General features: G+C 39.9%; 21 protein-coding genes. 14 read left to right on the top strand and 7 right to left on the bottom strand.

The annotated features are described in order from the left end of the window. Together N0B29_RS08220 and feoB are read left to right on the top strand one after the other, a co-directional pair. On the top strand, nucleotides 1-228 hold the full coding sequence (locus N0B29_RS08220; protein ID WP_263833221.1) for a FeoA family protein: 228 nt from the start codon (nucleotides 1-3) through the stop codon (nucleotides 226-228). After that, on the top strand, nucleotides 225-2321 hold the full coding sequence (gene feoB / locus N0B29_RS08215; protein ID WP_263833220.1) for a ferrous iron transport protein B: 2097 nt from the start codon (nucleotides 225-227) through the stop codon (nucleotides 2319-2321). The genes N0B29_RS08220 and feoB overlap by 4 nt, the downstream gene beginning before the upstream one ends. A gap of 250 nt (nucleotides 2322-2571) precedes the next feature. Here feoB and N0B29_RS08210 read toward each other — a convergent pair whose 3' ends face one another. Together N0B29_RS08210 and N0B29_RS08205 are read right to left on the bottom strand one after the other, a co-directional pair. Then, entirely contained in the window at nucleotides 2572-3471 is a 900-nt protein-coding gene (locus tag N0B29_RS08210) for a cation diffusion facilitator family transporter (protein WP_263833219.1), read from the bottom strand. Next, the gene (locus tag N0B29_RS08205) at nucleotides 3471-4463 is read right to left on the bottom strand and encodes an agmatine deiminase family protein (protein WP_263833218.1); all 993 of its coding nucleotides are present in this window, start codon (nucleotides 4461-4463) and stop codon (nucleotides 3471-3473) included. The genes N0B29_RS08210 and N0B29_RS08205 overlap by 1 nt, the downstream gene beginning before the upstream one ends. A 116-nt stretch (nucleotides 4464-4579) precedes the next feature. Here N0B29_RS08205 and N0B29_RS08200 point away from each other — a divergent pair, with 116 nt between their 5' ends. The 5 genes from N0B29_RS08200 (at nucleotide 4580) to acs (ending at nucleotide 10909) form a co-directional block, all read left to right on the top strand. Next, nucleotides 4580-6052 carry a sensor histidine kinase gene (locus N0B29_RS08200; RefSeq protein ID WP_263833217.1) on the top strand — a complete coding sequence of 491 codons (1473 nt, stop codon included), beginning with the start codon at nucleotides 4580-4582 and terminating at the stop codon, nucleotides 6050-6052. 3 nt (nucleotides 6053-6055) lie between these two features. Then, nucleotides 6056-6733 carry a response regulator transcription factor gene (locus N0B29_RS08195; RefSeq protein ID WP_263833216.1) on the top strand — a complete coding sequence of 226 codons (678 nt, stop codon included), beginning with the start codon at nucleotides 6056-6058 and terminating at the stop codon, nucleotides 6731-6733. A gap of 130 nt (nucleotides 6734-6863) precedes the next feature. Continuing rightward, a complete protein-coding gene (locus N0B29_RS08190) occupies nucleotides 6864-7178 on the top strand; it encodes a DUF485 domain-containing protein (protein WP_263833215.1) in 315 nt (104 codons plus the stop codon). Continuing rightward, a complete protein-coding gene (locus tag N0B29_RS08185) occupies nucleotides 7175-8815 on the top strand; it encodes a cation acetate symporter (RefSeq protein WP_263833214.1) in 1641 nt (546 codons plus the stop codon). The genes N0B29_RS08190 and N0B29_RS08185 overlap by 4 nt, the downstream gene beginning before the upstream one ends. A gap of 147 nt (nucleotides 8816-8962) precedes the next feature. Then, nucleotides 8963-10909: an acetate--CoA ligase gene (gene acs, locus N0B29_RS08180; RefSeq protein WP_263833213.1), complete on the top strand. Its 1947-nt coding sequence runs from the start codon at nucleotides 8963-8965 to the stop codon at nucleotides 10907-10909. A 143-nt stretch (nucleotides 10910-11052) separates the two neighbouring features. Here acs and N0B29_RS08175 read toward each other — a convergent pair whose 3' ends face one another. Continuing rightward, a complete protein-coding gene (locus N0B29_RS08175) occupies nucleotides 11053-11736 on the bottom strand; it encodes a flavodoxin family protein (RefSeq protein WP_263833212.1) in 684 nt (227 codons plus the stop codon). Nucleotides 11737-11848: 112 nt separating this feature from the next. Between N0B29_RS08175 and N0B29_RS08170 the strand changes: the two genes are divergently transcribed. Continuing rightward, a complete protein-coding gene (locus N0B29_RS08170) occupies nucleotides 11849-12211 on the top strand; it encodes a winged helix-turn-helix transcriptional regulator (RefSeq protein WP_263833211.1) in 363 nt (120 codons plus the stop codon). 45 nt (nucleotides 12212-12256) lie between these two features. Here N0B29_RS08170 and N0B29_RS08165 read toward each other — a convergent pair whose 3' ends face one another. Together N0B29_RS08165 and rpoD are read right to left on the bottom strand one after the other, a co-directional pair. Then, on the bottom strand, nucleotides 12257-12943 hold the full coding sequence (locus tag N0B29_RS08165) for a hypothetical protein (RefSeq protein ID WP_263833210.1): 687 nt from the start codon (nucleotides 12941-12943) through the stop codon (nucleotides 12257-12259). A gap of 2 nt (nucleotides 12944-12945) precedes the next feature. After that, nucleotides 12946-14802, bottom strand: coding sequence for an RNA polymerase sigma factor RpoD (gene rpoD, locus N0B29_RS08160; protein ID WP_263833209.1), 1857 nt, complete (start codon nucleotides 14800-14802; stop codon nucleotides 12946-12948). Nucleotides 14803-14979: 177 nt separating this feature from the next. On the opposite strand from rpoD, the gene N0B29_RS08155 reads away from it, so the two are divergent. Genes N0B29_RS08155 through N0B29_RS08135 form a run of 5 tightly spaced genes read left to right on the top strand, consistent with a single transcriptional unit; the run spans nucleotide 14980 to nucleotide 17784 of the window. Next, a complete protein-coding gene (locus N0B29_RS08155) occupies nucleotides 14980-15786 on the top strand; it encodes a flagellar hook-basal body protein (protein ID WP_263833208.1) in 807 nt (268 codons plus the stop codon). 22 nt (nucleotides 15787-15808) lie between these two features. After that, a complete protein-coding gene (gene flgG, locus N0B29_RS08150; protein WP_263833207.1) occupies nucleotides 15809-16597 on the top strand; it encodes a flagellar basal-body rod protein FlgG in 789 nt (262 codons plus the stop codon). A 6-nt stretch (nucleotides 16598-16603) separates the two neighbouring features. After that, a complete protein-coding gene (locus N0B29_RS08145) occupies nucleotides 16604-16774 on the top strand; it encodes a hypothetical protein (protein WP_263833206.1) in 171 nt (56 codons plus the stop codon). 22 nt (nucleotides 16775-16796) lie between these two features. Continuing rightward, on the top strand, nucleotides 16797-17471 hold the full coding sequence (locus tag N0B29_RS08140) for an AzlC family ABC transporter permease (RefSeq protein ID WP_263833205.1): 675 nt from the start codon (nucleotides 16797-16799) through the stop codon (nucleotides 17469-17471). Further along, nucleotides 17461-17784, top strand: coding sequence for a branched-chain amino acid transporter permease (locus tag N0B29_RS08135; RefSeq protein WP_263833204.1), 324 nt, complete (start codon nucleotides 17461-17463; stop codon nucleotides 17782-17784). The genes N0B29_RS08140 and N0B29_RS08135 overlap by 11 nt, the downstream gene beginning before the upstream one ends. On the opposite strand, the gene N0B29_RS08130 is transcribed toward N0B29_RS08135, so the two are convergent. Both N0B29_RS08130 and N0B29_RS08125 read right to left on the bottom strand, forming a co-directional pair. Beyond that, nucleotides 17781-18119, bottom strand: a complete 339-nt coding sequence (locus N0B29_RS08130; RefSeq protein WP_263833203.1) for a zinc ribbon domain-containing protein YjdM — start codon at nucleotides 18117-18119, stop codon at nucleotides 17781-17783. The two genes, N0B29_RS08135 and N0B29_RS08130, sit on opposite strands and share 4 nt — an antisense overlap. Nucleotides 18120-18295: 176 nt before the next feature. Further along, entirely contained in the window at nucleotides 18296-18772 is a 477-nt protein-coding gene (locus N0B29_RS08125) for a hypothetical protein (RefSeq protein WP_263833202.1), read from the bottom strand. A gap of 97 nt (nucleotides 18773-18869) precedes the next feature. On the opposite strand from N0B29_RS08125, the gene N0B29_RS08120 reads away from it, so the two are divergent. Further along, nucleotides 18870-19286 (top strand): DUF1924 domain-containing protein, encoded by a 417-nt coding sequence (locus N0B29_RS08120; protein WP_263833201.1) that lies wholly within the window; start codon nucleotides 18870-18872, stop codon nucleotides 19284-19286. Nucleotides 19287-19294: the final 8 nt, after the last annotated feature.

Genomic DNA, 19294 nt, shown 5'->3' with positions numbered 1-19294 from the left:
ATGAGAGCACTCTCGGACATGAATGCCGGCGAAAAGGGCATTGTTAAAAAAGTAAATGCTGATGGTGAACTAAAACAGAGACTTTTTTCTTTAGGACTTCACAAAGGAAGTCATCTCCAAATCAAAGCGACAAGCATTGCGAAAAGCACGATGGAAATCGAAGTGGGAACAACACTTTTAGCTCTTCGGTTTGAAGAAGCCAAGTCCATTGAAGTATCACCGTTATGAAAGAGCTTATTATCGCTCTTGTGGGGCAACCCAATGTTGGCAAGAGCATGCTCATCAACTCTATCGCCGATGCAAGGCTCAAAGTAGGCAATTTTTCAGGTGTCACGGTTGAAAAAGCAGAGGTGCGTTTTATAGCGCAAGAGCACTCCATCAAAATCGTTGATCTTCCAGGAACCTATTCACTTAACGACTACACCCAAGATGAGCGTGTTACCAAAGATTTTTTGGAAAATGAAGCGTACGATCTTATCATCAACGTGGTCGATGCGACCAATTTGGAGCGCAATTTATACCTAACCACACAGCTTCTAGAACTTGATAAAAAGATGATCGTCGCTTTAAATATGATGGATGAAGCCCAAAAAGAGGGCGTTTGCATTGACCATGAGCAACTAAGCTCCATTCTGGGTGTTCCTTGTGTCAAAGTTTCGGCTGCGACCAAAAGAGGCATAGGAAAGCTTCTTAATCGAACCATCGACATCTCTAACTTTCCGCATGAAAAATCAAAACTTATTTACAGCGATGTCGTCGAAGAGGAGGTGGAAAAACTCTCTTTCTTTTTAAAACAAAAGCGTTATAAAACGCTTCTAACGTATCGTGATTTGGTGCTAAAACTTTTACAAGAAGATCCAAGAGTGTATCAAAAAATGCACGAAGAGCCTATTTGGCTTGAGTTTTCACCGCTTCTTAAAGAGTCATTGGAGCATCTGTATTTGCACCATGAAACCAAAGATGTGAGTGAAATTTTTGCAGAGGAGAGAGCGGCATTTGCCAAAGGTGTTGTGACAGAAGTTCTTACATGTAAAAAGAGTATCTCTAAAACGATTACCGAGAAAATTGACGCATTGTTGATCCATAAGATCTTTGGAATTCCAATCTTCATAGCGCTTATGTGGGCACTTTTTCAGCTGACGTTTGAGCTTGGATCTATACCAATGGACTGGATCAATCTCTTTTTTGTCTCTCTTGGTGCGTATGCTAAAACCATTTTTGGCGATGGCGAGCTGGGGTCTATGATAGCCGATGGAGCGATTTCGGGCGTTGGTTCGGTGGTGATGTTCTTACCAAACATCGTCATTCTCTTTTTTGGTATAGCCCTTTTGGAGACAACGGGTTATATGGCGCGCGTTGCTTTTTTACTCGATGGCTTTTTCCACCGTTTTGGTTTGCATGGTAAAAGTTTTATTCCGTTGGTGACTGGATTTGGCTGTTCTGTGCCTGCGTACATGAGTGCGCGTACGCTTAAAAACGATAAAGACAGACTCATCACACTTTTTATCATTGGTTTTATGAGTTGCGGTGCCAAGCTTCCCGTGTATGTTCTGTTTTCAGGCGCTTTTTTTGCAAAACAAAATGCGGGAAATGTTCTTTTTCTCATCTACATCGCAGGTGCGCTCGTAGGGCTTCTTGCGGCAAAATTTTTGAAAGTATTTGTCTTTAAAGGAATCGATGAGCCATTTGTTATGGAGATGCCAAAGTACCGACTTCCTTCTTTTAGGCTCATTTGGCATACGGTGGTAAGCAAGGCAATTATGTACCTTAAAAAAGCGGGAACATTTATTCTTGGGGCTTCACTTCTTGTTTGGTTTGCAAGTAATTACCCCAAATATCCTGACATCGAAACAGCGTTTGCAAAAAAAATAGAATTGGCTCAAAGCGATAAAGAAAAAGTGACACTTGAAAATGAGAAAGCTCAACAGCTTTTAGAGAAGAGTTTTTTAGGCATGATCGGAAAGTCTACCGATGTGCTTTTTAAACCCATTGGTTTTGACTGGAAAATGACCATAGCGCTTGAATCGGGGCTTGCCGCCAAAGAGGTTGTTGTCTCAACTTTAGGGGTGTTGTACGCACTGGGTTCTGGCGTTGATGAGGGTAATGAGAACTTAATAGGTGAGCTTCAAAAGCAAATTTCGTTTGCTTCATCGGTTTCATTTATCATCTTTGTGATGTTTTACCTGCCGTGTATGGCGGCATCCATTGTTTTTACGAAAGAGAGTGGAAGTTACAAGTACCTTTTTTACCTCTTCGTTTTTACGAGTGTGATTGCGTGGGGACTCTCTTTTATCGGTTATCGCGTGGCATTGTTTTTTTAGGATAAAGAATAAAAAGCACCGAAGGTGCGCGGGCACGCTGCCGAAGCGAACACAGCGTTAGCGTAGTCTTTGGAGCTTTGCTCTAAAGGCGTGTCAAAGGTATTTAAAAATAAAAGGCGAAGGTGCGCGGGCACGCTGCCGAAGCGAACACAGCGTTAGCGTAGTCTTTCACAGAAACTTCGTTTTGGAGCTTTGCTCTAAAGGCGTGTCAAACGTTCTTGCAAGTTTGCAAGAACGCAACACTAATAGGCTAGTCCATTTTTATAGGTTGTGTATCGTTCATTTCTGAATCATCATAAGGGTCAAGGTGTGCGTTGATGACCCACTCTTCATTGGGAATGAGCTCTTTGATCTTCTCTTCGATGCGATCACCCGCATAATGCGCCCTTAGAAGTGAAATACCAGGGCTAAAGACGAGATGGACATCGACAAAATTGGTATTGCCTGATTTGCGTGTTTTGAGGTAATGAAAATCGCTAATCTCTTTCTCTTCCAAAATGAAATTTCGTATTTTTTCAACCACTTCCTCGTCAAGTGATGCGTCAAGCAAGATGTAGACACCATCACGAATGATCTCATACGCTGAATGGATAATGTAGATAGAGATAACCACACCCATGATGGAGTCGATCATCTCAAATCCTGTCACTTGGATGAGTACCAAAGAGACAAGAATCGCGCCATTGCTTAAAACGTCGGTTTTGTAGTGGAGCGCGTCAGACTTGACAACCATGCTTCTCGTTTTTTTGGCAGCATAGTTCAAAAATAGAACCAAAGCGATCGTCAGGGCAAGAGAAATAACCATAACCATAATTGAATCACCAAGATACTCTAACGGTTCACTTTTTATCGCTTTTTTGATAGCAGTATAGAAAATAAAAAGACCCGATACGGTAATAACCGTTCCTTCAATAACAGCCGCTAAAGCTTCGATTTTACCTTTGCCGTAGTTAAATTTTTTATTGGCAGGTTGTTCAGCTTTGGTGATAGCAAAGTAATTAAATGCCGATACAATAAGGTCAAGCACAGAGTCAATCGCAGAAGCAAGAACGGCAACGGAGCCGCTTAAAATGCCCACAAAGAGCTTAATGACAATGAGTACAGTAGCGGTACTGCTTGAGATAATGGTTGCTTTTTTTTGTAATGTCATTAGGAATCGTCTCTTTCTTTATAGATATTCATTGAAGCACAATGAAGGCTTCCGTGTTCGCGAATGAGTACTGAAGACTCTATACCAACGACTTCTCGTTCGGGAAAACATCGCTCAAACATCGCTAAAACTTCTTTATCGTAAGGGTCACTGTAGGTTGGAACCAATACCGCATTATTGATAAGCACAAAGTTCATGTAGGTTGCGGGGATACGGTGATTGTTGAAATATTTAGCTGAGGGCAGAGGCAAAGGGAGGAGGTCAAACTCTGTTTTTCGAAGCTCTTTCTCCATCTTTTTTAACTCATCATAGTGCTCATCATTTTTATCGTAACACTTCACATAAGCGATGGTTTTTTTGTTGATAAAGCGAGCTAGCGTGTCGATGTGCGAGTCGGTATCATCACCCATAAGTGCGCCATGTTCAAGCACGATAAGCTCTTTAAGCCCAAAGAGTTCGATGAGCGTTTTTCTAATCTGTTTTTTGGAAAGATGTGAATTGCGGTTTTGTTCATACAGACAATAAGCGGTTGAAAGCATTACGCCTTTGCCGTTACTATCGATGCTTCCGCCCTCTAGTACAAAGTCAAAACTTTTGAGTTTACCTTCTAGGTAGCCCTCTTCAAAAAGCTGTTTGGTGATGCTGTTATCGAGATTTGCTTCAAATTTATTGCCCCATGCGTTGAAGATAAAGTCGTAGGTGCGTCGTTTATGATTTTTATAGATATTGATGCCACCAAAATCGCGAATCCATGTATCGTTCGTTGCCATTTCGATGAGTTCGATGTTTTGCATCGTTGGTAACAAGTTCGCCAGTGCTTTTTTGTCTTCGCAGACCACAAGGCATTTTTGAAAGCGTGCAATCGTTGTAATAAAAGTAAGATACGTTTGGTGAATTTCCTCGATGGAGTGTGCCCAGTCACTCTTTTTGGGAGGGAAAACGACGATAAGTGCCTCTTGCTCTTCCCATTCAGCTGGTATTCGGATTTTCATGTGTAACTCCATGTAGCTCGTATTTGAGTTAAATTATACCAAAAATGGCTTGTTTCTCTTATTTGGGGATAATGTTGGTAAAATAGCGACCAAAGCTTTACATGTAAAGGATTTTTTTGCTGCAAAAGAAAAAAGATAACAAGAGTATCAACCAGATCAATTTCATGGCGATTCTTTTTGCGGGTCTTTTTGCTTTCCTCTCTGCGTGTTTGGTCATTGTCAACGAATACTTGGACTTTCAAAAAGAGATCAAAGTCGTTGAAGAGAGTTACATTCAAATGCAACAAAAGAGTGCTTCTACACAACTAAGTCTTCTTCAAAATATTGCAGAATACCGATACTCTCAAAGTAAAAACCTTCCAAAAGAAAAGATTTACAAAAAGCTTAAAGAAGACATCACGGCACTGATGGCGAACATGGAAGCGCAAAACTATGTTTTTTTAAAGCGAAGTTCGGGTGAAATAATCTATCGTTCCGCAGTACTCAATCACGAAGATACAAGTAAAGATATTATTGTAACGCAACTGTATGAGCCTTTAGATCTTCTCTTGGGTAGTGGTGTGAGTACGCATAGTATTGAAGATGTTTTAGCACAGAAAAAGAAAGCGTATGAAGATAAAATCATCAATTTTGTACTGAAAATTTACATGTTAACACTCTTTTTATATCTGGTCAGTACGGTTGAATATCGCTATGTTAGCGACATTATGAAGCGTGAAATTCGCTTTATCGTCTATTCGTTTAAGAAAGCGTCTCAAAGCTATGAGTTTATTGATATGGAAAAGATCAAGTTTCAAGAGTTTCAAGAGATTGTGACGCATGCCAATGTGATGATCGAGGAAATTAAGAGTAAAAACAGTGCACTGGTTGATCTTAACAGCAATCTTGAAGGGATCGTTGAGCAAAAGACCATAGAGCTTAAACGCTCGGTCGATTTTACGCAGGAGCTTCTTGAAAAGCAAGACCGTTTTGTGAAAAATGCGATACATGAGATCAATACGCCACTCTCCATTATTTTGATGAACATTGATCTCTACAATCTCAAATTTGACAAAAATCCTTATTTGATCAAAATCGAAGCAGCCGTCAAAGTGCTTGATAACATCTATGAAGATTTGGCGTATGTGGTGAAAAAAGACAGAGTCGTTTATGAAAAATCGATGATCGATTTTTCAAAGTTTATAACCGAAAGAGTAGAGTACTTTGAAGACGTAGCAGAAGGAAATAAACTGCACATCGTTACAGACATTGCGCCTGATCTGTTTATTGTTTTTAATGAGATCGAATTGCAGCGCATTTGTGACAACAATCTTTCCAATGCCATTAAGTATAGCTACGAAAAACAACCTTTACATGTAAGACTTTATGCTGAAGAAGAGAGTGTTGTTTTGGAAGTGCAAAATTGCGGAGAAATGATTCAAGCGCCTTGGAAAGTTTTTGGTCGGTATTACCGCGAAGATGAGGCGCGTGGAGGGTTTGGCTTGGGATTAAACATTGTAAAAGAGATTTGTGATAGCAATGATGTGAGCATTGATGTGCTTTCCGATGAGTCCAGAACGCTCTTTGCCTACCGCTTTCCTAAAGGATAAACCATGAAAATTTTACTGCTTGAAGATGAACTGATGCTTAGAAGCTCCATCGAGGAGTATTTAGAAGCACTTGGGCATAAAGTCATCGCTTTTGGTAACGGTGAAGAGGCGTATGAAGCCATCAAAAAGGATGTGTTTGATCTGTTGCTTTTAGACATTAATATCCCAAAAATGAGTGGGCTGGCTCTCCTTAAAGCGCTCAATGAGATTGAACACGCTTATCCTACTATTTTTATTAGTGCCAATGTTGACATTGATGACATCTCGGAAGCATTTGAGTTAGGCGCGTCAGACTACCTCAAAAAACCTTTTCATCTTAAAGAATTAGGGCTTCGCATTGACAAGATCAAAAAAGAGTATGAGATTAAAAACTTGCAACATATCATTCTCAGCCCCAAATACGTCTTCTCCAAAGAGCAGCAGATGCTCTTTTACAACAACAATGTTCAAGTGCTCACAAAAAAACAGTTACAAATAGTTACATTGCTTTGTGAGAACATAGGCATAGTCGTTGACTTTGAAAAATTCCGCAGTTATGTTTGGAATGATGAACCCATTGATAATGCCTCTATTAGGGCTGAAATAAGCCGATTTCGCAAGCTTCTTAAAGAAGATTTTATTATCAATCTAAAAGGTGTTGGCTATAAGATTGATAAGTACTTTCCCGAAAAAAACCGCTAAAAGTTACGTTTCTACTCAAATTATTTAAAAAAAATCTTCGCTTTTTACCAAAATCCAAAATGCTACGATAATGCTACGTTACTTCTTTACAATGTCATCAGGCTACCAAATAAATAATGAAGGAGCATTTATGAGTCAGAACATCTACGACAGAGTACAGGCCAATCCAAAATTTGCCGAACTCGTAAAAAAAAGAAGTAGTTTTGCATGGAAACTAGCAATTATCATGCTAGTTGTTTACTACTCTTTCATCCTTGTAATTGCTTTTTCCCCTGCAACATTTGCAGTTAAACTTGGAGAAGGTGTTACCACCGTCGGTATCCCTGTAGGATTGGGAGTTATCGTCATTGCGTTTGTTCTTACAGGTATTTATACCCAAAGAGCCAATGGTGAATTTGATGACTTAACCAACCAAATCAAAGAAGAAGCAAGGAGTGAAAAATGAAATGGGGCTTACTCCTATTAACCTTAAGCAATTTTGCTTTTGCTGCAGATGCTCAATTTAGCGGCAAACGAGACTTAAACGTTTCAGCGATCATTATGTTCGTCCTCTTTGTTCTTGCAACCCTTGGTATTACGTACTGGGCAGCAAAAAGAACTAAAACAGCTAAAGATTTTTACACAGCTGGCGGAGGCATTACAGGTTTTCAAAATGGTCTAGCCATTGCAGGTGACTACATGTCAGCGGCATCATTCCTAGGAATTTCTGGACTGGTTTACCTTAAAGGATTTGATGGTTTGATTTATTCTATCGGCTTCTTAGTCGGTTGGCCAATCATTCTTTTCTTGGTGGCAGAACAGCTTAGAAACTTGGGTAAGTATACGTTCTCTGACGTTGCTTCATACCGTTTGAGACAAACACCGATCCGTACACTTGCGGCATTGGGGTCACTCGCTACGGTTGCACTTTATTTGATTGCTCAAATGGTTGGTGCGGGTCAATTGATTCAAATTTTGTTTGGTCTTGATTATGAGTACGCGGTTATCATGGTGGGTATCTTGATGATTTTATATGTTACTTTTGGTGGCATGTTGGCAACAACATGGGTTCAGATTATCAAGGCAGTATTATTGCTCTCAGGTGCATCATTCATGGCAATCATGATTATGTACAAAGTGGGCTTTAGCTTTGAAACACTCTTCTCTCAAGCCGTAGCAGCTAAAAAAAGTGCTTCAATTATGGCACCAGGTGGCTTAGTAAGTGACCCAATTTCGGCTATTAGCTTAGGAATTGCCTTGATGTTTGGAACGGCTGGTCTTCCACACATCTTGATGAGATTTTTCACCGTAAGTGATGCAAAAGAAGCTCGTAAGTCAGTCTTTGTTGCAACTGGATTTATAGGTTATTTTTATATTTTAACTTTCATCATAGGTTTTGGTGCTATCGTATTATTAACAAATGATCCAACCTATCTTGATCCGATCAAGGGTGGCATCATTGGTGGTGGTAACATGTCTGCGATTCACACAGCACATGCGATTGGTGGAAACTTATTCCTAGGATTTATTTCAGCGGTTGCTTTTGCAACGATTTTAGCGGTTGTTTCAGGTCTTACCCTTGCAGGTGCAAGTGCGGTAAGTCATGATCTTTATGCAAACGTATTTGCAAGAGGTCGTGTGGATGAGATGACAGAGATGAGAGTTTCTAAGTACTCTACGATTGCACTTGGTATCGTAGCAATTATCTTAGGCATTGCGTTTGAAAAGCAGAACATTGCGTTCATGGTAGGTCTTGCGTTTGCGATTGCAGCAAGTGCTAACTTCCCAATTCTTTTCCTCTCAATGTTTTGGAAAAAATTGACAACTAGAGGTGCTGTTTATGGCGGTAGTTTAGGACTTTTCACAGCGATTGTGTTGGTCATTCTTAGTAAAGCGGTTTGGGTAGATGTTTTAGGCAATAAAACAGCGATCTACGCTTATGGTAACCCAGCACTTTTCTCAATGAGTGTTGCCTTTATCGGCATTTGGATTATCTCTTTAATGGATAATAGCGAAAGTGCAGAGCAAGAGAGAGCGGCGTTTGACCATCAGTATATCAGAAGTCAAACAGGTATTGGAGCAGAGGGCGCTTCAAGTCACTAAAAAACATACGGCTTTTTTTAAAAGAAGCCGTAATAAAACTAAATCTCTGCCTCATCAGAGGCAAGCTTTAGCGCATAGTGCAACGTAGGCTTTTGGGCTTCGCCCAAGAGACGTTATAAAATAATTATATGAAAAAGGATAGTAACGATGTCACAACTTTTTGAACCAAGTAGAGCTTTAAGCAAAGAAGCCAGAATTAAGAACATGTGTGAGTACAAGGAGCTTTGTATCCAAGCGGATGAGGATTTTGAAGGCTATTGGGATAAGCTAGCACGTGAGAAAATTGAGTGGTTTAAGCCTTATGACAGAGTGTTAAATGAAGATAACGCTCCGTTCTACAAATGGTTCGAAGGTGGCAAATTAAACGTTACGCATCAGTGTTTAGGAAGACATCTAAAAACCCGTAAAAATAAAGCGGCGATTATCTGGGAAGGCGAAGATGGCAAACGTCGTATCATTACGTATCTTCAACTTTTTTACCGCGTTAACCGTTTAGCAAACTTGATGCGCAATAAATTTGGCATCAAAAAAGGTGACCGTGTTGTTCTTTATATGCCAATGATTCCAGAAGCTGCTTTTGCAATGCTTGCCTGTGCAAAAATTGGTGCGATTCACTCCGTTGTTTTTGGTGGATTCTCTGCTGAAGCTTTACGTGATCGTATCCAAGATGCAGAAGCAAAATTGGTTATTACAGCCGATGGTGCATTTAGACGCGGTAAACCATACATGTTAAAACCCGTTGTTGATGAGGCGCTTAGTGTTGGCTGTGAATGTTGTGAGAAAGTGCTTATCGTTCAAAGAAACTTTGAAGACATTGACTACGTTCCAGGACGTGACTATGTTTACAACGAGATCATAATGAACGAGTCTCAGTACTGCGATCCTGAATGGATGGACTCAGAAGATCCATTGTTCCTACTTTACACTTCAGGAAGTACTGGTAAGCCAAAAGGTGTTCAACACGGAAGTGCTGGCTACATTCTTTGGGCGCAGTACACAATGGAGCACGTTTTTGATGTTAAAGAGAACGACACCTTCTGGTGTACAGCAGACGTTGGTTGGATTACGGGACATACGTACATCGTCTATGGACCACTTGCGATGGGTGCAACAACCATTATGTATGAGGGCGTTCCAACGTTCCCAGATGTAGGCAGATGGTGGCACATGATTGAAGAGCACCGTGTCAATCAGTTCTATACCGCTCCAACAGCGATTCGTTTACTTCACAAAGAGGGTGCTGATGCTCCTTCAAAATACGATCTAAGTTCTCTAAAAGTACTTGGAACCGTTGGCGAGCCGATCAATCCTGATGCGTGGATGTGGTACTATGAGCAAATCGGTGGTGGAAACTGTCCGATTGTGGATACATGGTGGCAAACAGAAACAGGCGGTCACATGATCTCTCCACTTCCAGGAGCTACGCCGATTAAACCGGGTTCTGCTACATTCCCACTTCCAGGCATTAAAGCTGAGATTATTGATGAGCATGGTAATCCAACACCCAAAGGTGAAAAAGGGTTCTTGTGTATCACTAAGCCTTGGCCTTCAATGATTCGTAATATCTGGGGCGATAGTGATCGTTTTGTAAAATCGTATTTTGGTGATTGTAAAAAAGACGGTAAACCTGTTTACTTCTCAGGCGATGGCGCAATGTACGATGACGATGGCTATATCGTCATTACAGGACGAACAGATGACGTTATCAACGTTTCGGGACATAGAATCGGTACAGCGGAGATCGAAGCTGTTCTTGCGCATCATGAAAACGTTGCAGAGGTTGCCGTTGTTGGACGTCCTGATGCGATTAAAGGTGAGGGCATCTTTGCGTACATTGTTATCAAAGGACAAGATACGATTAGTGAAGAGGTTTACATGATCCAAGAGCTTAACAAGCTCATTGTTAAAGAGATCGGTAATATCGCTAAACTTGACGCGATCCGCTTCGTTCCTGGTCTTCCAAAAACCAGAAGTGGTAAAATCATGCGAAGAATTCTTCGCTCAATCGCGAAAAAAGAGCCTATTACTCAAGACATCTCAACACTTGAAGATCCAAGTATCGTTGAGAAAATCCAAAACCTTATCGAATTCTAGACTTCTAAAGCGGTTACATGTAATGTGTAACCGCTCCTTAAATTTTAATCCTAATAGTGCATTGAAAATCTTTACATGTAAAGACATATCTCATTTAAAATTACATACAAAATAATAAGCTTGCATGTAAAAGTAGGTCACACTCAATGAGGTACACTTTCACTGTTAGAAGCTAAAAAAGCGCCTATTGTAACAAATCGCGCTCCCATATCGTAAGCTTTTTCGCAATCTATGGGGAAGACTTCTTTGCGCCTTTTGGCTTTGAGTGGTTCACTAAAAGCGGTAATTTTATATTTGGAATAGTCCTTAAATTGATAGGTATCAGTTACATAAAGTGCTTCAGAAGAACCAAAAATACTTCCAAGTCTCTTTTCAAGACCTTTAAGTGTTTCAACATAACCCCATTCTTGCATCCTTTTTTCATCTAAATTCATCGTATAGATAAAACCTATGGGTATTTTTCGAGGAAAAAGTGAGGAGTAATGTACATCATAAACGGTGTATTGAAAGGCTAAACGTTCTATAAATGAGCGCATCATACCTGTAATGTTGCCAAAATAAATAGGTGAGCCTAAAAGAATGGCATCGGCATCGTGGAGCTTTTCTAAAAGAGGTTTGAGCGCATCCTTATGTGCGCACTTTCCATACGATTTTCCTTTAGGAAGCTTACAAGAAAAACAACTAATACATCCTTGATACGCAAAGTCATAAAGGTGAACAAGCTCTGTTTTCGCTCCATGCTGTTTTGCACCCTCCAGCGCTTTTTTCAGTAAAGTGGCAGTGTTTGCATTTTTTCGCGGACTTCCATTAATGGCTATAATTTTCATCGATAATCCTTCTTAATTATGTGCTGAAGCGAATTATAGAACAATATATAATTTAAGTATAGAATGAACTTTTTAGTTATATACTAACCAAAAGGAAAGTAATGGAGGAAAAATGGAAAAATTTAGTGATAAATACGAAAAATGCCCTATGTATTATGCGATGTCGATTTTGGAAGGAAAGTGGAAGTGGATTATTTTGTGGAAAATATCGGAATCAAAAGTCATTCGCTACAATCGCTTAAAAGAGATGTTACAGCCGATTGCACACAAAACATTAAGCCAACAACTCAAAGAGTTAGAGCGTAATAATATTATTCACAGGGAACAGTACAATCAAGTACCTCCCAAAGTGGAATACTCACTCACGTCAGAGGGCGAAACGCTCATACCCATTTTAAGTTTGATGTATCAGTGGGGAAAAGAGCATATAAAACCAGGTGAGGCGCTTGATGGAGAATCGTGTTTAAGTTTGTAAATAAAAGTTACATGTAAAGCCAAATGACTTTACATGTAAAGATTTTTACGACACTAATGCCGCGTGGATGAGGGTTTCGTCATTTTCAAAGTGAATGGTGCAGTTACCTTTAACACCTATCTCTTCAATGCTTTTTTCATAGTTTCTATCTCGGCTATCACCTTTGATGGAGATGGCAAAAATAGGGTATTTTTTATTGTTAAAGCGAATGTATTCACCTGTAATCAGGGCTAGACGCGTGGTAATGACGGGTGAGTTGATATGTGACTGATAGACTTTAGTAAGGAGCTTCATAAAGTCTTCAACTTTGAGACGAACATCTGGGAAAGTTGGGTCAAACTCTTTTTTAAACTTGATGTTTGCATTGGTGGAAGATGCACTAATGCAAAGGTCAAGTAGCGCGTAAATATTCACACTCTCACCATACTCTTCGACATTGGCAAATTTTTTCGTTGCGCTCTTGTAAAGCTTGATACCTATGGATGTTTCATCGGTATAGCCCACCGTAATCGCATAAAACTTGTATGAACTAAATGAAATGTCAACGATGGTTGTTTTAAAACCATACGTCATGCTTGCATACGTTTGGGCGATATCAAAGATTTTTTTGTGGTTGACCTCACCAAGAAGGTATTGCGCTTCTTGGTTGAGGGAAATGATCTTACCGGTACTATCAAAAACAATAAAAGGATTGTAATCGTGTTCAATCCATGCTTCGGCAAAACTACTCATGGTTAACTTTCGATGTAGTTTTTAAGTTTACGTCCCACTTTAGGATGTTTCAGTTTTTTAATCGCAGAACTTTCGATCTGACGAACACGCTCACGCGTAACATTAAGTTCTTTACCGATCTCTTCAAGTGTTCTATCACTCTCATCGTGCATTAAACCAAAACGCATACGAATAACCGCTTTTTCGCGATCATTGAGCTGATCTAGTACTTCATCGATCTGATCTTTAAGGTCAGATTTTAGAATGTGATCGAGTGGCGCAACAGAGGTTTTATCTTCAACGAAATCGCCGAATTTACCATCGTCTTCGTTACCAATAGGTGCTTCAAGTGAAATAGGCTCTTTCGTGATCTTAATAACGTTTTTGACTTTGTCCGCACTCAGGCCCACTTCTAGTGCAATGGTTTCGATGTCAGGCTCTTTACCTTCTTCTTGAAGGTGTTTACGAATGATCTTGTTGATACGGTTAATCGTCTCAATCATGTGGATAGGAATACGAATGGTACGTGCTTGATCGGCAATGGCACGTGAGATCGCTTGGCGAATCCACCATGTGGCGTAGGTCGAAAACTTGTAGCCTTTTTTGTACTCAAATTTATCAACCGCTTTCATAAGACCGATGTTACCTTCTTGAATCAAATCCAAGAATGGTAAGCCTCTGTTGGTGTAACGTTTTGCGATGGATACAACCAGACGAAGGTTACTTTTTGCCATACGGGTTTTAGACTCGTCAGCAATTTTTTTACCCCGTTTGATCTGTTCTAGAACCTCTTTGAGTTTTTCAGGATCAAGATCGAAACCTTGTTTACTCGCTTCCTTGGTTTGGAAAAGCTTTTTGATTTCCATATAGGTTGAAACCATCGTAGCTTCTGGAACCATTGTCGTAATGTCTTCTTTGTTAAGATCAACAATGCTTTTGAGAAGATTAACATGGTTTTCTCTGAGTGTGTCGTTAAAAAGTGGCAAACGGTACTCTAAACGTTTGAGTTCTTTGTCGAATTCAAAGTCACTTTTAAGTGCGGTTTCCATAGATTTTACAAGCTCGTTAATCAACTTACTGGTAGGTCCTAAATCCATAAGTGCGTCTTTAAGAAGTTTCTTTTTATACGCAAGTCCTAGATCGTAGTTCATCATCTCTTCAGCATCATCTAAATTTTCTTCAGGTGGTCTGGTAAGACTTTTTAACCAATCTTTTTTCGCTTTCTCTAAAGACTTAAAGCTTTCGATGACTTTTTCAGTTCTTGTGTTGTCTTTTTTGGAAAACGTTTTTTTCTCTTCACCTTCTTCACCGTCTTCATCGTCAAACTCTTCTTCATCCCCATCATCGTCGGTGTCGTCTTCAAAGGTTTTGAAAAGCTCTTTTACACGACGTTCACGGTTGATGAGTGCTTCTTTATAATCCAAAATAAAATCAATCAGATAAGGAACAGAACAAAACGCATCAATGATGATGTCTTCGCCAAATTCAATTTTTTTACTGATGTCAATCTCTTCATCTTTGGTTAAAAGTGAGATTTGTCCCATTTCACGAAGGTACATTCTAACAGGGCTATCACTGCGTGACCACTCTAAAAGTTCTTTTTCGCTGGCAAGGTCAAACTCGTCTTCTAGGGCTTCATCTTGGAGTTTTTGACGCTCTTCTTCTCTTTTTCTCGCTTCTTCTTTGTTGCGCATTTTGGCAATTTCAGCAGAAGAGATCAATGTGACTTTGTATTTCTCTAAAAGAGTCATCAATTTTTTAACGTTTGCAGGGGTTGGAGGTTTAACAAAAAGATCCATGACGTTTTCGTAGGTCACATAAGATTTTTCATTTTCTGCAAAAAGTTCTTCTAATGCTGTGTAGAGTTCTTTTGAAGCCATAAGTGTAACTCTCCTTGAGTAAGGTATGTGTGGAGGTAGAAATTTCTTGTTTCTTTGTAATAAAAGATGTGGATTATACCGAGTTTTTTTTTAAATGTTATTGAATGCTTTTATTTCACAAAGTGGAACAGGAGTTGCTTCATGTAAGGCAAGATTCTAAAAATAGCGGGAAAAACAATGCAAAATAGCTACTATGGCGTAACGGGAGCGATGGTCACTCAGTTTAACAGACTGGATGTCATCTCTAACAATCTTGCCAATTTGAATACCACAGCATTCAAACGTGATGATGTGGTTGTAGGTGATTTTAAAAGAATTTTTCAAGATTATAAAGAAGAGATGCCACTCAAAGACAACACCAAAGAGGCGAGTAAGTTTATGAACGCTTCGGTGGCAAGAGTTCCTCAAGTGGTTGAGCAGTACATTAAGTACGAGCAAGGCGGCATTAAAAACACTGGCAACAGTTTGGATTTTGCACTCAAACGTCAAGATGCTTTCTTTATGGTTGAAACGCCTAATGGTATTCGTTTAACACAAAATGGCTCTTTTACAATGAACAGTGAAGGTGTTTTAAGCACCAAAGAGGGTTATCCTGTTTTACCTTCGACCTATTTTCAAAACAAACAGTACATTACGATTCCTGAAGATGGCGAAATTCGAGTCGATCATTCAGGGGGTGTTTACAATAAAGAAGATGCCTTAGGTCGCATGTATATTGTTCAAAGCGATGATGTCAAATCATTGATTAAAGAGGGTGATGGTCTTTATAAGTTTAAAAGTACTGATGAGTTAACAGAACTAGGCGTTGAGGGAAATATAGTATCGCAAGGTTTTTTAGAGACCAGCAATGTTAACCCTGTCAGCGAGATGGTAGGATTGATTGAAACAAATCGTTTGGTTGAAATGTACCAAAAAGTGATGAAATCACACATGAACGAAGTCAATACCGAAGCAATCTCAAAACTAGCATCAACAAAAGCATAATATTAAGTAAGGAATTAACGACATGATCAGATCACTTTACACAGCTGCCACGGGTATGATCGCGCAACAAACGCAGATTGACACGACATCAAACAACATCTCAAACGTCAATACGATTGGTTATAAGAAACAACGTGCCGAGTTTGCGGATTTGATGTACCAGACAATGACGTATGCAGGAACTTCAACCAGTGGTACAACAGTTTCTCCAACAGGTATCGAAGTGGGTCTTGGTGTCCGCCCAACAGCGATTGCTAAGATGTTTACGCAAGGTAACTTTAAAGAGACTGGTAACTCTTTAGATATGGCAATTACGGGAAATGGCTTTTTCCAAATCTTACTTCCTGATGGCACAACAGGTTATACCAGAAATGGCTCATTTAAGCTCGATGCAGATGGCAATGTCATCAACAGTGATGGTTACCAACTGATTCCCCAACTGGTTATCCCCGCCGATGCTACGCAGATTACCATTGGTGTTGATGGTATGGTTTCTGTTCTTCAAGCAGGACAAACAGCGACGCAGCAAATTGGTCAAATTGAGCTAGCCAATTTTATTAACCCAGCAGGTCTTCACTCACTGGGTGATAACAATTTTATTAACACAAATGCGTCAGGCGACGCTATTGTCAGTAACCCAGGACTCAATGGTCTTGGACAAACCAGACAACAATTTGTTGAGATGAGTAACGTTCAGTTGGTTGAAGAGATGACTGATCTTATTACGGGGCAACGTGCGTATGAGGCAAACTCTAAAGCGATTACAACCAGTGACCAAATGCTTCAAACCGTTAATGCACTAAAACAATAGTTTAGTATGCTCTTTTTAATACCTCTTGTGATCCTGATCGCGCTTATTGTCGCGATCGATCACATTTATTTTAGCGATGTTACCCCCAAAGATACCTCCTCTAAAACAGAGGTGCATCAAAAGGGAAATGAGAACAACGCGACACAAAAATACCTAGATCGTTATATTAAAAAATAACCTTACATGTAAAAGAAAACGTATGAATTTTTTAGCCATAGTAAAACTGACCATTCCCGTTATGATGGGTTACATCCCCCTTGGAATGGCGTTTGGATTGTTACTCTCAAAACTCTTGATTCCTTGGTACTACGCTTTTTTTATGAGCGTCTTTATCTTTGCGGGCTCTGGGCAGTTTTTAGCCCTCACCCTTTTTGCTTCACAAGCAACCATTTTGGAAATTGGCATTGCTACCTTTTTGCTCAACCTTCGCCATACTTTTTACGGGCTTTCAATGATTTCAACCTTTAAAGGTTTTTCATGGAAAAAGCACTATCTCATTTTTGGACTCACGGATGAGACATTTGCGCTCTTAAAAACAAGCGATGTGCCAGAAGAAAACAGAGAAAAAGTCTACCTTTGGATTACGTTTCTAAACCAATGCTATTGGATTATCGGTAGTGTTGTGGGTGCAGTGCTTGGCAATATCGTGCCGTTTAATTATGAAGGCATTGAGTTTTCACTCACGGCTCTTTTTGTGGTGCTTTCCATCGAGTTGTATAAGAAAAATAGATTACATAAGCCCTTTTTTGTGGCGCTGATTATCGGGCTGTTTGGTATGATTTTATTTCCACCGCAAAAGATGTTGATTTTATCGCTCTGTTTGGCGGCATTTGTGTTGATCGTGTTTAAGAGGAGTATGGAAAATGGAAAGTAGTTACATCATCGGAAGCATCATCGTAGCAACGCTTGCGACATACTCGACGCGCATCATTCCTTTCTTGCTTTTCCGTACACGCGAGCCTTCGTCCTTGATTAAGTACATCGAACTCAATATGCCTTTGATGATCATGGTCATTTTGGTGTTTTACGCGCTTAAAGATGTGAAGTGGGAAAGTTACCCGTATGGTTTGGCGGAAATCATTGGAGTGTGTGTTGCGATAGCTTTACATGTAAAGTTTAAAAACGCGCTGTTGAGCATTTTTATCGCAACACTAGTGTATATGGTCTTAATTCAAAAGGTACTTTAGGCTTTTTTAACAAATTCCGATTTAAGTCCCATTGCGCCAATGCCATCGACTTTACAGTCAAGGTTGTGGTCGCTCTCAAAATTTAAACGGATATTTTTAACTTTTGTGCCACCTTTAATGACAGCAGAAGAGCCTTTGAGTTTGAGGTCTTTGATGACCACAACGGTATCGCCATCTGCTAAAATAGCACCATGTGCATCTTTGATAACGGTTGCACTCTCTTCGCTTGCTGCGCTATTTTTAGGCCATTCGTGGGCACATTCTGGGCAGATGATCATCTCGCCATCTTCGTAGGTATATTCACAATTACATTTAGGACAAGCAGGTAGTTGCATCGTATTCTCACTTTTTCATTAGAATTTTTTCTGCCTCGAAAGAGGCAAGCTTTAGCGCCACAGCGGCTTAGCGTAGGCTTTTAGGCTTTGCCTAAAAGACGTGATAAAAAGAGTTCTTGCAGAGCTCTTTCAAAATAAGTATGCCAAAACTTGCCTCAAAAAGAGCTAAACAGACACTAACGTCTTAAAAGATAGGGAAACTCACGGTCTCTTTCATAGCGTTTGATTTTCTCTTCATAGCGCTCAATAGCCGTAACCATATCGTGAGCAAATTCATAATTGATGAGGTAATCTTTTTGATTTACATGTAAGGTTTGCATGCCTTGCAAGCTGGCATTATACATGAGTGCATCTTTGATGGTTTCAGCATGACCATTGGTAAATCGCCTAAGGTCATGTCCAAGCCCCGTCACCCACAGATCCATAAACTCAACCCTAAACGGCAAGACTTTTCCCCACGTACGTTCGACCAAGACAGCGTTTTTGAGCGAAAATTCATGAAATTCAATCAGATCACGATCGGTATCATAAACGGCGACTATTTGGTTTGGCATGGGTTTAAAGACAGGATTGATGGAAGCTAAATTGACCTCTTTTGGGGCGCAACCTGTTAAAAAGAGTAGAGCAGTGAGCAATGAGATAATGTAGCGCATGAAAAATCCTTACATGTAAAGAAATTGTCAAGAGAAAGTCAATGTGAAATTGACAGAGTTATTCTAACATTTCATTATTAACATTAAGGAGTTAACCATGAAAAAAACAGTTTGTTTTATACTACTGACACTCACATTACTCAATGCCAAAGAGTTTAATGCCCCTATGAAAACCTATATGGATACATTGAGTGCTGAAGCAAAGGCTACAAATCCTAGCTTTACGGGCTTTGACGCTTTAAGAGGTAAAGCCATTTTTGAAAGCGTGCATGTCAGTAAAAAAGGTAAAGAAATTTCATGTACCACCTGTCACTCAACCAATCTGAAAAACTGTGGGCAAAATATCAATACCAATAAGCCAATTCTTGCTCTTGCTCCATCCGCAAATGCTGCACGACTTACCGATGTCGCTGAGGTTGAAAAGTGGCTTAGACGCAATTTTAACGATGTGTTTGCGCGTGAGGGTAGTGCGCTTGAAAAAGGTGATGTTTTAACCTACATCATTAACCAATAAGGATACAC

It is taken from the genome of Sulfurospirillum oryzae, assembly GCF_025770725.1.
In the GTDB taxonomy this organism is placed as follows: Bacteria; Campylobacterota; Campylobacteria; order Campylobacterales; family Sulfurospirillaceae; genus Sulfurospirillum; species Sulfurospirillum oryzae.
Note: the sequence above shows the minus strand (reverse complement) of the source record. Positions and strands in the feature narration are given on the sequence as shown.